13 protein-coding genes and 1 riboswitch are annotated in these 13,180 nt (G+C 41.9%); all 13 genes read right to left on the reverse strand.

Annotation, left to right across the window (positions count from 1 at the left end; translation table 11 throughout):
- Positions 1-44: 44 nt before the first annotated feature.
- Positions 45-614 carry a porin family protein gene (locus HMPREF1536_RS04560; RefSeq protein WP_028726898.1) on the reverse strand — a complete coding sequence of 190 codons (570 nt, stop codon included), beginning with the start codon at positions 612-614 and terminating at the stop codon, positions 45-47.
- A 267-nt stretch (positions 615-881) separates the two neighbouring features.
- Positions 882-1,081, reverse strand: a riboswitch (cobalamin riboswitch).
- 55 nt (positions 1,082-1,136) lie between these two features.
- On the reverse strand, positions 1,137-2,705 hold the full coding sequence (locus HMPREF1536_RS04570) for an ATP-binding protein (protein WP_028726896.1): 1,569 nt from the start codon (positions 2,703-2,705) through the stop codon (positions 1,137-1,139).
- 43 nt (positions 2,706-2,748) lie between these two features.
- Positions 2,749-3,216 carry a DUF456 domain-containing protein gene (locus HMPREF1536_RS04575; protein WP_028726895.1) on the reverse strand — a complete coding sequence of 156 codons (468 nt, stop codon included), beginning with the start codon at positions 3,214-3,216 and terminating at the stop codon, positions 2,749-2,751.
- A gap of 76 nt (positions 3,217-3,292) precedes the next feature.
- Positions 3,293-3,775 (reverse strand): hypothetical protein, encoded by a 483-nt coding sequence (locus HMPREF1536_RS04580; protein ID WP_028726894.1) that lies wholly within the window; start codon positions 3,773-3,775, stop codon positions 3,293-3,295.
- Positions 3,776-3,785: 10 nt separating this feature from the next.
- Entirely contained in the window at positions 3,786-4,658 is an 873-nt protein-coding gene (locus HMPREF1536_RS04585) for a RipA family octameric membrane protein (protein ID WP_028726893.1), read from the reverse strand.
- Positions 4,659-4,660: 2 nt separating this feature from the next.
- Positions 4,661-5,719: a hypothetical protein gene (locus tag HMPREF1536_RS04590; protein ID WP_147337553.1), complete on the reverse strand. Its 1,059-nt coding sequence runs from the start codon at positions 5,717-5,719 to the stop codon at positions 4,661-4,663.
- Positions 5,720-5,750: 31 nt separating this feature from the next.
- Positions 5,751-6,713 carry a hypothetical protein gene (locus tag HMPREF1536_RS04595; protein WP_028726891.1) on the reverse strand — a complete coding sequence of 321 codons (963 nt, stop codon included), beginning with the start codon at positions 6,711-6,713 and terminating at the stop codon, positions 5,751-5,753.
- 1 nt (position 6,714) lies between these two features.
- Entirely contained in the window at positions 6,715-7,665 is a 951-nt protein-coding gene (locus tag HMPREF1536_RS04600) for a DUF6175 family protein (RefSeq protein WP_028726890.1), read from the reverse strand.
- Positions 7,666-8,178: 513 nt separating this feature from the next.
- Entirely contained in the window at positions 8,179-8,625 is a 447-nt protein-coding gene (locus HMPREF1536_RS04605; RefSeq protein WP_028726889.1) for an HU family DNA-binding protein, read from the reverse strand.
- Between the two features lie 631 nt (positions 8,626-9,256).
- Entirely contained in the window at positions 9,257-10,072 is an 816-nt protein-coding gene (gene murQ, locus HMPREF1536_RS04610; protein ID WP_028726888.1) for an N-acetylmuramic acid 6-phosphate etherase, read from the reverse strand.
- Positions 10,073-10,085: 13 nt separating this feature from the next.
- A complete protein-coding gene (locus HMPREF1536_RS04615; protein ID WP_028726887.1) occupies positions 10,086-10,934 on the reverse strand; it encodes a BadF/BadG/BcrA/BcrD ATPase family protein in 849 nt (282 codons plus the stop codon).
- Between the two features lie 16 nt (positions 10,935-10,950).
- A complete protein-coding gene (locus HMPREF1536_RS04620) occupies positions 10,951-12,237 on the reverse strand; it encodes an MFS transporter (protein WP_044191686.1) in 1,287 nt (428 codons plus the stop codon).
- The gene (locus tag HMPREF1536_RS28100; RefSeq protein WP_028726885.1) at positions 12,234-13,169 is read right to left on the reverse strand and encodes a DUF4922 domain-containing protein; all 936 of its coding nucleotides are present in this window, start codon (positions 13,167-13,169) and stop codon (positions 12,234-12,236) included. Before HMPREF1536_RS28100 ends, HMPREF1536_RS04620 begins: the two co-directional genes overlap by 4 nt.
- Positions 13,170-13,180 lie beyond the last annotated feature (11 nt).

A 13,180-nucleotide genomic window follows, 5' to 3' on the forward strand; every position in this document is an offset into this window, starting at 1 on the left:
GCCGGACTGTTAAAGCCCGACCCTGCATATCTTTCCATCTGTTATCAGAACAAGACAGCGGCTGTGATAGACCATCCGCGGTTCTTTCCTTTCAAGTCGATTTTCTTTGCGCTGTAGTTATCCGTCAGTCCCAGGCCATAGTTGATACCTACCTGCAGGTGCTTGACAAGCTCCACGCCCGCCCCGAAATTCAGACCGGCACTAAAACTCTTAGCTTCCAACTGGTCGCCTACTACATCCCATATCTTATCCCCGCCTACACGGAAACCTACATACGGCCCCGCAGCCACATACGCCTTAATGATCGGCAAGCCGAATTTCCATTTCAGGTTGACCGGCACATCGATATAATCGGTTTTAAACTCGTCCGACCCTTTCTGCGAATAGAGGACGGCAGCATCCACACCTAAACCGGCCATCGGCACCATTGCTTCAATCATCGGCCCGATCTGGAAACCGGTCACATTATCTGACTTCAGATTCTTTGGCAGATTCGTAAAATGGATAGAAGAAATATTCACCCCGCCTTTAAGCCCAAAACGGATTTGGGACTGTGCAGGAATAGCCATTAACATCATCAATGCAAATAAAACAAACCCAACAATCTTCTTCATATTCTTATTCTTTATTAAATTCAGCTACAAATAAACAGACTTTTCCCATAATAAACAAATAATCCCTGCAAACTGTTCACCCGTTAAAAAGGAAAGCATGCACCGGTTACGGAGCTCATCCCGCCAGCCGATCCATGCCTCTTTTCCTAATTATTATGGCAAAATAATTAAAAACAGATAGTTAAAAGACAGCTATGCGGAAAGTTGAAGCAAGAATAGTGAAGGCTACAAATGCCTTATCTTCTCTTCCGGCCTTTCCTCGAAGCCGTCGAAATAATATGCCTTGCAGGTCTTCTGACTTACTTCCGGATCAAGCGCCTTCCCATTCTCCTTACAGAACAGTGGCAAAAGTATTGCCTGATACGTTATGAAGCTTACAGCAGCGGGACTGTTTGGGATTTTCACCCAATTCCCTTTTAATCCTTTCCTGCGATTGCAGGTCCAGAACAATGCACAATGCAAATATAATACTTTTTTTATTACCAATCGTGATTTATCAGGTAATTTCATCCGAATCGAACGTTAGTCAGCACCTCTTATCTGCCAATCACTGATGGTATGCCGCTCCCGGTCAAAACCGATAGCAACTTTCATGACCGGGAGCCCGCACAAGGCGAAACGTTCGGGATAATCCCGTAAATGGATCTGGTTCATGGCCGCATCTGCCGTCTTATCGAGCTTTAACTCCACGACATAAAGCGTCGTTTTCGTACGCATCACCATATCCACACGACCGCGAGGAGTACGCACTTCCACATCCACATACATACCAAGCAAACTGAATATGGTATATAGCAAAGACTGGTAATGCCCCTCGTAATCGGTATTATCACATTTGGGGATCGTGGAAAGGAAAGTCTGCAATAAACAAAGGGCATCGTCCATTCGTTCTCCGGCTATCGCCTCGAAAAGAAGCGCAACCGTCGTAAGACCATCGGCGGTATGTTGATGGAGATAACCGGGCAGTAAACTTTTCATCAATCCCATACGTACCTCTTTATTGGGAATGTCGAGCGTATAAAGTTCCGTCAGTTCGGAATAATCTTTTATCGTGATATAACCGCTTTGGTAGAGCAGCGGGGTAATGTCCGTCATTCGCTCTGTCGGTGCATCGAACGATTCGGAAATAACTTTCCGACCTCCGATCTGCTGGGGTTTTACATGGTATTTGTTCAACATCTCGATCAAATAGGTAGGTGTACCACTGCCAAACCAATAAGAGCCGATTTTACCATCCGCAAAAGCATTCAGCAAGCTGAACGGATTATAAATGTCGGGCGATGGATAAGTAAAATGATAGCCGTCATAATTCTCCCTCAAACGTGCAACAAGTTCCGGACAGGTAATCTGCATCTTCTTCGCAAGCAATTCCAAATCATGATTCATTTGCGTCAACATCTCCTCTTCCGTGATACCGCAAATAGCGGAATATGAACCGTCCATGCTGATATTCTTTATATTGTTCAGTTCACTGAATATACTCAACTGGGAGAACTTTGTAATACCGGTGAGGAAGACATAACGCAGATAAGGATCGCAAGCCTTCAACGGACTGTAGAAATTACGCATCACGTTTCGTAACACAGGCAAGTTTTTTTCTTCATGCATCACATCGAGAAGCGGCGCATCATATTCATCGATCAGCACCACCACTTGCCGCCCTGTCCGCTTGTAAGCGCATTGTATCAAATTAGCCAGCCGGATATTGACATCTTTCTCTCCTATATGGCAATCATAACGATCCTCATATCCTGACAAGAGGAAATCCAACATACGATTCAAACGGGCTTCATCCACATGCTTCGCCATGCTGACATCAAAATGGAGTACCGGGTAAGCTACCCATTCTTTCTCCAGTTTCTCCATAGCCAACCCTTCAAACAAATCCTTGCGTCCCTCGAAATAGGCATGGAGCGTCGAGGCAAGTAGCGATTTGCCGAAACGGCGTGGACGGCTCAGGAATACATATTTAGAATCAGCATGTGTCATGCGATAAACATATTCCGTTTTATCAATATACAAATACCCCTTTCCCCTGATCTCGGAGAAAGTCTGTATACCTATCGGATAAAGTCGTCGTTGCATTTCCATAATCCTATTTCTTTTATCACAAAGTTACGTGAAACAAAAGAGATTACCAAATGACACAATATACAAAATACCCGCAAAGACCGACTTTCAGCACCACGCTGACCAAGAAACCAATAAACGCCCCGACTCCAGCTTTCATTGCCTCGCCAAACGCCTTTCCGCCCAACAATTCTCCTATCAAAGCACCGATAAACGGTCCTAACAAAATGCCCCACGGGGCAAACAGGAAGATTCCCGCAACCGTTCCGATCACGCATCCCCAGTTGCCCCACCTACTTCCTCCACTATATTTGGTTCCCAATATTGGCGTCACATAATCCAATACTTGAGCTACAACGACCAATATTCCCCACGTAACCAACTGCCCGACCGTAAACTGAAACCGCTCCGTCGCCTGCAACAATAATAATCCCACATACGCCATTGGCGGACCAGGCAATACAGGCAGGAAACATCCGGCAAAACCCAATAGCAGACAGAGGCCGGCTAACACATATAATAATATATCCATTTTACATTGAATTTAAAATTGCTAATATAGGACATTTCCACAATTATGGGCATAATGTCGCTTCTAGACACTGTCTTCAGCGCAAGTTATTTCCTCTTTTCTTTGGATCAATTTGTTTGATGTAGATATACACTTGCATTCCGTCTTTTCTGGTAAAATTCGTCAATTGTTCCAATGATTGGACATACCCGACCGAATTTTCCCGTATCGTTTCAATCCATTCGGAGTCAGAACTTCCATCAGCTTTCTCTTTGGTATGAATAATCATTTCTTGCGAAATCGTTGAACCGTTCAAAAAACGGGTAGCCTCAGCCATCGCTTTGACAGAGGCTATACGATTCAAGACTGCTTCAGTTCTATATTTCGTTTTATCTAAAGACAATACGGAAATCAAATAAGCATTATCATAATCATTTACGATACGAACCCCTTCAAACGGAGCATTGTTATACATCCTGATTATGAAATTTGTCAATATTCTTTTATCACTGTTATAGTTCTGACTTTTTAAACCTAAAGTAACAAAACAGCACATTCCGATTAATACAAGTTTTTTCATACTCCAAATTTTATTGACAACAGCAAATTAACGCATTGCCTATTTTGTTCAAAAAACAACGTATACAGTAATCTTGGCTCAGGAATAAAAAGAATACTATTATGCATAAAAAGAGCAATGCAACTTTAATGATGTGACATCCTGATGCACATAAAAAATTTCTCAATATTTCACACCGTATCCCTTCTTCATTTTCTACCGCTTGACCATTAATGCTAAAACCATTTAGATTTGATCCTAAACAGATATAGAGAAAATGTCGAAGCAAATAAAGTATCAATACGATAAAGAAACTTATTGCTCCAATGCGGATAATAGACAAATTACAACCAACATATTTCGATAGTGCATGAATAAAAACCATCACCCAAATCGTTATAACAGTTCCAATAAACACCTTTGTTATTTCAAAAGTTGAGTAAAAACCGGGAAGAACTCTTTTCCCGCGCATGGAAGTGACCAGTTGTGATGTAAAAGAATCGTCTCCTGAAATATCTTTCATAATATCGGGATAACGTCTTTGCAATTTTCGCCTCCAGTTGTTTAACCAACAATTGTGTCCTTTCATAGACAAGAACCAACAAAAACTTGCAACTACCCCTAAAAAGGCTATTACTGCAAGAAGCCCCCAATAACCGCATTCTAATTTATAAATTGTTTGAATATTATATTGCTGTTGTATGACTTTACCCGTACTAACAATCAGTGTACAATAAGCAACTAACAAAGCTCCATTAAACAAGGAATAGTAATTCATCCATGTATGGAATCGATTTTCCATTGCTTTAAATTGGTCCCTGACTAATTGAGATTCTTCATTTTGACCTTCTTGGTTATACATCCTTTCCAATAAAGCAATTAGATGTTTTGATAATATATCCATGATTAGTCTTTTTTACATTGTATTTTAAAATCATTGTATTTACTTAACTCTGAATCAGATTCTACAATCATTTCTACTGTTTCATATTGTTTATCTGTACTTATTCCGATAACGTAAGTGCTCAAATACCGATCATAAACTTTCTCGGATACCTTCATTCCAGAAAGACCTCGATAATATTCTTTATACATATAGTCTCCATCACCACCTTTTGGTCTTTCTAAAACAGAGTGCAAGCCTACACCATCTTGAATAGTATAATTAATTACTCCTAAGTTAAAATTATTGACAATAGAATTTAGAGCTGGTGAACTCCGTAGCATATACTTTTTCACTTTTTTATGTTTTTCTGTTCCACCCCAAACTGAATATTCCTCTGTTACTGCTAATCTGTCATATCCTATTGTACTTACTTGTTTCCCTAATGGTACATGTAAAGTTTTTAATGTTTGATGTATTAATGCTATCGCTTTTTTGAAATTCTTATTTGGAGAAGCTTTTACCTCCAACGAAATTTTAACTCCTTCTTTGAATCTTGAGTTTTCAACTCTCAATACTTTCAAAGAATAATCATAACCATTATAAAGAAGCGATTTAGTTTGTATCGCCAAATTCTTTAAGACCTCATTCTGACTTCTCGTATTTAATTTTTCCATTTGTATATTCATAACCAATGAAGCCCCGTCAAACTCTACTGTCGCCCCTTTACTTTTGGCATACGTAATCAATTTAGAAATAGAAACAGTTGCTTGAAGCGTTACATATACTCGACCATTTGGTAATACATCAGAAATCAACTCTTTATATTTTTTTATATTTCCCGATGAGATAGTCACGATTTCATCTTTTAGCAATTCGTCATTTAATAAAGACGTGTTAGACGAAATAAATACTCCGTACGTTTGCTCAAGAGCACTACGTAAGGCACTTTTAATAGCTTCATCCTTGTTTGCTCCATCCGCTGAAACAGTCAGCGTTACTTCATCTTTAGCTGTAATAGCCGCATTCGCATGAATGAATGTCATGCATGTTAATAGCATGATTGTTACAATTCTCCTCATAATACCCATATATTTGTTTAATAAAAATCACTTACCACCACCAACTTCGTACAATTGTTTTTGTTACGCTTTGAGGTTGTCCTTGCCCCCAAGCTACTCCTATGGCTCGACAAGCCTCTACAATGTTTAACTTAAAAGCTTGGTCATCCTCATATTTTTTCATTTGAAACTCCCATTCTTTTCTCTCATCTTCCCGTAACTTATCGGATATTTCATAGCGTAATTTTTCTATTTGAGTGAACGAACGGCTTTTAGGATTGATTCGATTGATAAGAGGAGCAATTGAACAAGCTCCGGTTATATCCGGATGCTTCATCCATTCTGTTTTAGCTTGATTAAACAAGGATGCGGACTCTTGCTCTGTTTTTTCCCAATAAATGGTTTCTGCTAAAGTCTGACATTGCAAAAAACAATCTGTACAAATATTAGGAACGGATAGTAAATAATGAATTGCTTCATCATATTTCTGCATGCCAAACAGCGTATTGGCTCGATTGATTATTTCAGGACATTTACTTGTATAGTAAACAGTGATTTCATTTTTAGATTGTTGAAGCATCTCCATGAATTCTTTTCTATATGAATTCATTTGAGAAAATGCCGCAACAAAGGCTTTCGATTCATTTATACCAATTCCCGAAAGAGTGACAGTTCGAGATGTAAACAGCTTGTTTTCTATTACATCTCCAACCATTAAAGTGAGTTCTATTTTTTGAGAAATACGCACAGGGGTAGTAGGCAAAATATCTTTTGATACAATATCAGCTTTCGCAGTAAGGACAAAACGATCCACATAGCTTCCATTCGCCAGTCCGCTGTTTACTAATAAATCTTGCAGTTTTGTTTCCAAATTCCGAGATGCCTCTTCCGGAATCTTATCATCTGCCACTAATACATACAAAGATAAATTATATGCTGTTGTATTCTGCCCATATAACTCTTCTATTTGCAGAAAAAACAAAGTAATAAAGACTATGATTATTTTTGTTTTCATTTCATTTTTCTCCTAATATAATTATAGCTTCACCTAATCCACGCATTATTACTTTTGAAGTAATTTCGAAAGGTTCTTTTTGCAAATATTTTCTCAAATCAGTAGCAAAGTCACGAGCATCCTGTGCTTTTCCTTTTTCATTCATAAACGGAATACGAACCTGTTCAAATTGCAAAAACGATTCACTCCCATCACTCAAATTATAAACAGATTTTACAGTGTGCTTATCCAGCCATCTTTGAATACAATCTGTTAACTCTTCTCCATTATATTCTGTTTCTAAATCCCGATCCCAATTATCCCAACAACGAACAGTTAAAAGAATTTCTCGACCATTCTCCTGTTGATCTGTATACCAATCATCCATTTGTTTATCAAAAGGATTTATGTGCTCCTGAATAGCTTGCTCCAATAGAATAGGTACCATCTTTTTAGATTTTTTACTAACCCCGGTTGAAGTGGCAATCCGTTTGTTGGTATAAGTATCAAAAGCTTCTAACGTAAAAGATACGGAATTCCCTTTAGCGGTGGTATTTATCGTCCAATCAATTTGGATGATAATGTCTGATTTTATTCTTCTCTTCAAGATATCTAATGGAGTTTCTATCAAAGATGCACTGTGAGTTTTACTGGTTGTTACATTGTCTTCTGCAATTTTTACCTGCAATGTTTTGATCTCTTGCTCTGCATCTTTCAAACTATATCCCATTACCGTTAACAATTCTCCAATTTTACTAATGACTTGTGGTAATTCGACATCTTCTTGGAATGCTTGAGAATAGTTTGGTATAGTAACGGTAGTTCCTTGATTGAAATACTTTGTTATGAAATAACGCTGATTACACCAATTATTACTGGGCAATATCATGATTGTGGGTTTCTTCGACCATGCAGATAGTTCGAAACAAAACATTAAAGCCAATAGTAATGTAAAAGAAAGATATGCCCGCATGATTTTTCCTTCTTATTATTTTCCTGCCCTCCAAGTCTCCAAACCAGGCACATATATATAAAAAGAGAGCGTGAGACTTGTCCTGCTCACCTGATTCGGGCATCGCCAAACGCCTAGAGGAAGTGAGTGAAGAAACAATATTCCCACGCTGTATGTTATACATACGAGTATGCCTATACATACTTCGGTATATATACAAAACAGAATGAGCGTCACATTGTCCCTATCCTTCCCCTTGAAATTGGCGATTTCGAACCAAGGATAAAGCAAAAAACGCTTTCTTATCTATACCGGCGATTTCTCCCGCCGAGTAAGGCAAAGATACGTTTTTCTTTTCAATGCAACGCTCTATGAGAATATTATTTCTTCAAAAGTAGGTATTTTATTAATGTTGTCAAATTTTAGTCATTAAATCCTACCAAATATCTTTACAAACAAACAAAAGAAGCCCCTGCCTCGACAGCATTTATTGCTATCAGACAGGGGCTTTTCGTTTACTTCCGAAGACCACCCTTATTCTATAACGGGTCTATCGTCTTCACCACCGGAAGCTGTTTTGGAATCGTTCGTACTATCCACCACGTCAAACTCAAACTCCATCGAGTTCATCACCGCCTTCAATTCCGCACTGGGAAGGAAACGCAGTTTTACTTTGTGGATAGAAGACACATTCACCGCTTCCTCCGCTGCACTGCTCTTCGCATTGAAGGAGGGAACAAAAGTTCCAAAGCCTGCCACTTGCACGGAGTGGCCTTGCCGGATGAATGTCGTCATGGATTTTACCAACCCATACACCACAGACTGAACCAGTCCTAAATTAATACCTGAGACCATTGCGACCTGGTCGCAAAGGGGCTCGAATCTAACTACTGTTGCCCGGTCAGGGACAAGCACATACTTTTCGGCCTTCGTTTTATCAAAACCGAAAGATTTCTTCACCCTTCTAACTCGTAAAGCCATACTCTTTTTTCGCTTATGAGTTAAACAGCTACAAGAATCTAACTCTCACATATTTATTCCTACATTCTTGCTAACTCGGATAAATCTACCACACCCAAATTGTATGAGAACAAAATACCCTCAATACTACTTGCAGGCAGCAACAAAAATTGATTTTACGGGAGAGAAAAGTTTCTGTTAAGGCTAACTTAATCATCGAATTTAAAGCCACCTGAGGAAAGACTAAAAATGATACTTCTCCTATAATAACGTACCATCGACTTTAAATGTTCCATCACCAAGATGAATGATGCCTCTTTATTATAACGCATCATTAAGCAATTAAAATTGCTACTCCCATTGTCTAATTGCAAATGTAAATACAAAAATCGTAACAAATAAACATTTTGTTGCATTCTTTTCAAAAATAACATTTTTTATCTATTCACCCTTTTTCATCGAGAAAAGCGAAAACTGCTTAATAAGTAGACCTTCATCTGCTTAATAAGTAGACAAGCCTCTACTTAATAAGCAGACAAGGGGTCTACTTATCAAGCAGTTTTTTGCCTGCATAGGGTTCGTTCAATGCTCTATTTTATATAGAAAGGACGGTCTACCCTACCAGTTTTTCTGCCGGGGAAAATTTGTTTTTTCAGGCTTTCCGATAGGCATCGACTGCTTCTTTCACCGAACCGTACATCAGGAGCAAGCGTTGCGACTGGCCGTAGCTCAGTCCCAGTTCTTCTGCTACCATGCGGGTTCCGCGGTCGACCAGCTTTCGGTTGGTAAGCTGCATATTCACCATCCGGTTGCCTTTGACACGACCCAGGCGGATCATGACAGAGGTGGATATCATGTTGAGGATCATCTTCTGCCCTGTACCGGATTTCATGCGCGAACTGCCGGTTACGAACTCAGGCCCGACAATCATTTCGATGGCGATATCCGCTTCGGCTGCCATCGAAGAATCGGGATTACTGGAGATAGAGGCGGTAAGTATCCCCTGCTCGCGGGCTTTACGCAAAGCGCCGATCACGTAAGGGGTCGTACCCGAGGCGGCAATACCGATCACTGTATCTTTGGTGGTGACCTGATGTTCCTGCAACTCTTCCCAACCGCGCTTCAGATCATCTTCCGCATTCTCCACCGGGTTGCGAAGTGCCGTATCGCCACCGGCAATCAGACCGATCACCAGTGTTGGAGGCATTCCGAAAGTAGGCGGTATTTCGGAAGCGTCGAGTACGCCCAGGCGGCCGCTAGTTCCGGCTCCCAGATAGAAGATACGCCCGCCCTGTTTCATTCGGGGAACGATCAACTCCACCAGTTTCTCTATCCGGGGGATTGTTTTCTGCACAGCCAGTGCCACCTTCCGGTCTTCTGCGTTTATATCTTCCAGTAGCTCACGTACCGACTTATTTTCCAGATTATCGTATAAGGACTCTTTTTCCGTTATTTTGTCAAAGGACATATTCTTATATTATTCAGTTAGTTTCAGATATACCACTATGATACCTGATCAACCCTTCCATCGGGCTTTGAATGATCGTTCCGAGCCGGATACCCAGATCGAAAGCAATCTCTTTCAATACCGTCTGATAGTGCCAGGCAACAGAACCGGCCAGATGAACCGGCAGATCAAAATAATCGTATTGCTTCACATTCCGGGTAAAGAATGCCAGGAAACTGCGGGTCACCAACTCCCAGACAGCAGGCTCATCCAGATGTTCCAGAATAAAAGGAGAGAAACCGGCCAGGAAACGGTTAGGGAAAGGTTGACGGTACACCCTGTCCATAATCGATGCCGGAGTCAATTCATACTGCGAAAGGAACAGTTCTTTCAAAGCCGGTGGCAACTGGTCTTTCAGGACATCGCCAATCAGCAATTTTCCCAATACGGCACCACTCCCCTCATCCCCCAGGATAAAGCCCAAAGGGGAAACATTCTTCACTATTTCCTTTCCGTCATACTGGCAGGAGTTAGACCCCGTTCCCAGAATGCAAGCGATCCCGGGACGGTCGCCACACAAAGCACGGGCGGCAGCCAGTAAGTCGCTCCCCACTTCCACCGGAACAGGCAGATGCCGACTGACGGCACGCCTGATGATTTCGTTCTTTTCCGGAAAAGCACAACCGGCTCCATAAAAATGGACGGAAGAAGGTTCTACTCCTTTCAGCCCCGGCAGCAAACCGGTTTCTATTTCTTCCAGTATCTCTTCTTCCGTCTGAAAAAAAGGGTTTGTCCCTCGCGTCTGAAAGCGAAGGATATTTTCTCCGTTCTCTACCAGACACCAATCCGTCTTGGTGGAACCGCTGTCGGCTATTAATATCATATTCTTTTTTTATTACTCAATCTATCGCTCTGTCTTTCCTGCCGAACGCCGGATCTATCTTCAGGAACGCAGTCACGGCCAATGTAATCAGACAGCATCCCATCACCCACCAGAAGAAGTTGACGTACCCCAGTTGCTCCTGCAGCCATCCGGCAATCATTCCCGGAAGCATCATACCCAAGGCCATAAAGGCGGTGCAGATAGCATAATGAGCCGTTTTATGTTCTCCGTCCGAGAAATAGATCAGGTACAACATATAGGCTGTAAAACCGAATCCGTAACCGAACTGTTCGATAAATACACATACATTAATAATCAGCAGGCTTTCAGGAAGCGCACTGCTCAGGTAAATAAAAACCAGATCGGGCAACGTGATTGCCAGCGCCATCGGCCAAAGCCATTTCTTCAATCCGCCATGCGCCGCCACTATCCCGCCGATAATACCGCCCAACGTCAGGCCGATAATACCGATCGTGCCATACACCAGTCCGATCTCGGAAGTAGTAAGTCCCAGTCCGCCCGCTTCCCGCGGATCGATCAGGAAAGGTGTCACCAGCTTAACGAGCTGCGCCTCGGGGAAACGGTAGAATAGCATAAACAGAATAGCGACCAATGCCTGTTTCTTCCTGAAAAACGAGACAAATGTAGCAAAGAATTCCTTAAATATAGTAGAAGCCGTTACTGTCGCTGCCGCTTTATCCGATTTCGGAACGGGCAAGATGTATTTATGATACAGGCAGAGTCCGATAAACAAGCCGGCCAGGATCAGAAACGTGATCGACCAAGCGAACGGTATTTTACCCGTACTGTTCTCCAAAGCACCTGCCAGCATGACAAGCAGGCCTTGTCCGGCAATGGTGGCGATGCGATAGAAAGTACTTCGTATCCCAACATAGAAAGCCTGATCGTGCGAGTCGAGTGCCAGCATATAAAAGCCGTCGGCCGCAATATCATGGGTGGCCGAACTGAAAGCCACCAACCAGAAGACAGCGAGGGTCACCTGAAAGAAATGATCCATCGGAATGGTAAAAGCGATACCGGCCAGTCCGGCCCCTATCAGGAATTGCATGGTTACCACCCACCAGCGTTTTGTTTTCAGTAAATCGACAAACGGACTCCAGAATGGTTTGATTACCCAGGGAAGATACAGCCAGCTGGTGTACAGGGCGATATCGGTATTACTGATACCCAACCGTTTATACATAATAACGGAGATTGTCATCACCGCTACATAAGGCAATGCCTCTGCAAAATAAAGTGTCGGGATCCAACTCCAAGGGGAAGTTCGCTTTGTCTGGTTCATAAATAATATGATTTAGATTTACTGATTAACTGATCCATCTCCTCTGTAGAGAGGCAGGTTTCACTGATAATTTGTTGCAAGTCTCCGGCAGTCACTTTCCGGAAGTCTTTTTCCAGTGGGGTAATAAAAACGCCGGCCATTTCGACTGTTGCCGGGCTGATCAATATATTGGCATCCCCCTCGGCATAGTAGCAGGCGGGATGTAATTTCTTTCGCGGATAAATGCAGGTGAACCAGTAATTCTCTTCTTTCCAGGCCAATACATTCATCATAGGTTCATATTCATCCGGCCTGATCTCCAGTAAAGAGTAAATATGATTGAAAAGAATGGCAGAATCCTCTTTACTGCCGGAGATGATAATGAACGCCGGTTGCAGGAAATCTCTCAACGCATATAAGCCGGCTTGTCCGAAAGAGACCATAGGCTTTTTCGGAGTTTTCCTCCAATTCGTTTCAAGCGGCAGAAAGCCTTTATTGCCTGCCTGAAAATGCATATGGTCAGGAGCCGATGCTCCGCATTTCGGGCCATTATAAAAGACAATAAAGTCTGTCAACACCTCCGCCAACGACAGCAAATCTTTGTAACGCAAGAGTATACGCTGTTCCTGATGTGTCCGGATCGGGATTGTCAGATGCTCGCGAAAGATGGGGAATGGATTGACTATGATCTGATATTCTTCTCCAAAGTCAATCCACTTCTGATTACCGGGACGATGTGCTTCACAAAGGAAACAGGGACGGGCAGCCAGCGATTGTTTATCGATCTTTGCAGCCGACGAACGGATACGTTCGGGATTGAACTGAAGAATGACCGGATACCCGTTCACTTCCAACCTCCGGGTCTGTACCTTTTCGAGAGCAGCATAATTCTGTCTTGCCAACTCCCAGAAAGTAAGATGCTCGCGTATTAACTCTTTAGCCTGCTGATTTATATTTTTCATGA

The sequence above is a fragment of the Parabacteroides gordonii MS-1 = DSM 23371 genome (assembly GCF_000969825.1).
In the GTDB taxonomy this organism is placed as follows: Bacteria; Bacteroidota; Bacteroidia; order Bacteroidales; family Tannerellaceae; genus Parabacteroides; species Parabacteroides gordonii.

Bases quoted from the DNA above. Each gene is read 5' to 3' on its own strand.
- HMPREF1536_RS04605 (WP_028726889.1), bottom strand. From the start codon at position 8,625: ATGGCTTTACGAGTTAGAAGGGTGAAGAAATCTTTCGGTTTTGATAAA.
- HMPREF1536_RS04570 (WP_028726896.1), bottom strand. From the start codon at position 2,705: ATGGAAATGCAACGACGACTTTATCCGATAGGTATACAGACTTTCTCC.
- HMPREF1536_RS04615 (WP_028726887.1), bottom strand. From the start codon at position 10,934: ATGATATTAATAGCCGACAGCGGTTCCACCAAGACGGATTGGTGTCTG.
- murQ (WP_028726888.1), bottom strand. From the start codon at position 10,072: ATGTCCTTTGACAAAATAACGGAAAAAGAGTCCTTATACGATAATCTG.
- HMPREF1536_RS04580 (WP_028726894.1), bottom strand. From the start codon at position 3,775: ATGAAAAAACTTGTATTAATCGGAATGTGCTGTTTTGTTACTTTAGGT.
- HMPREF1536_RS04600 (WP_028726890.1), bottom strand. From the start codon at position 7,665: ATGCGGGCATATCTTTCTTTTACATTACTATTGGCTTTAATGTTTTGT.
- HMPREF1536_RS04590 (WP_147337553.1), bottom strand. From the start codon at position 5,719: ATGAGGAGAATTGTAACAATCATGCTATTAACATGCATGACATTCATT.
- HMPREF1536_RS04595 (WP_028726891.1), bottom strand. From the start codon at position 6,713: ATGAAAACAAAAATAATCATAGTCTTTATTACTTTGTTTTTTCTGCAA.
- HMPREF1536_RS04585 (WP_028726893.1), bottom strand. From the start codon at position 4,658: ATGGATATATTATCAAAACATCTAATTGCTTTATTGGAAAGGATGTAT.
- HMPREF1536_RS04620 (WP_044191686.1), bottom strand. From the start codon at position 12,237: ATGAACCAGACAAAGCGAACTTCCCCTTGGAGTTGGATCCCGACACTT.
- HMPREF1536_RS04560 (WP_028726898.1), bottom strand. From the start codon at position 614: ATGAAGAAGATTGTTGGGTTTGTTTTATTTGCATTGATGATGTTAATG.
- HMPREF1536_RS04575 (WP_028726895.1), bottom strand. From the start codon at position 3,216: ATGGATATATTATTATATGTGTTAGCCGGCCTCTGTCTGCTATTGGGT.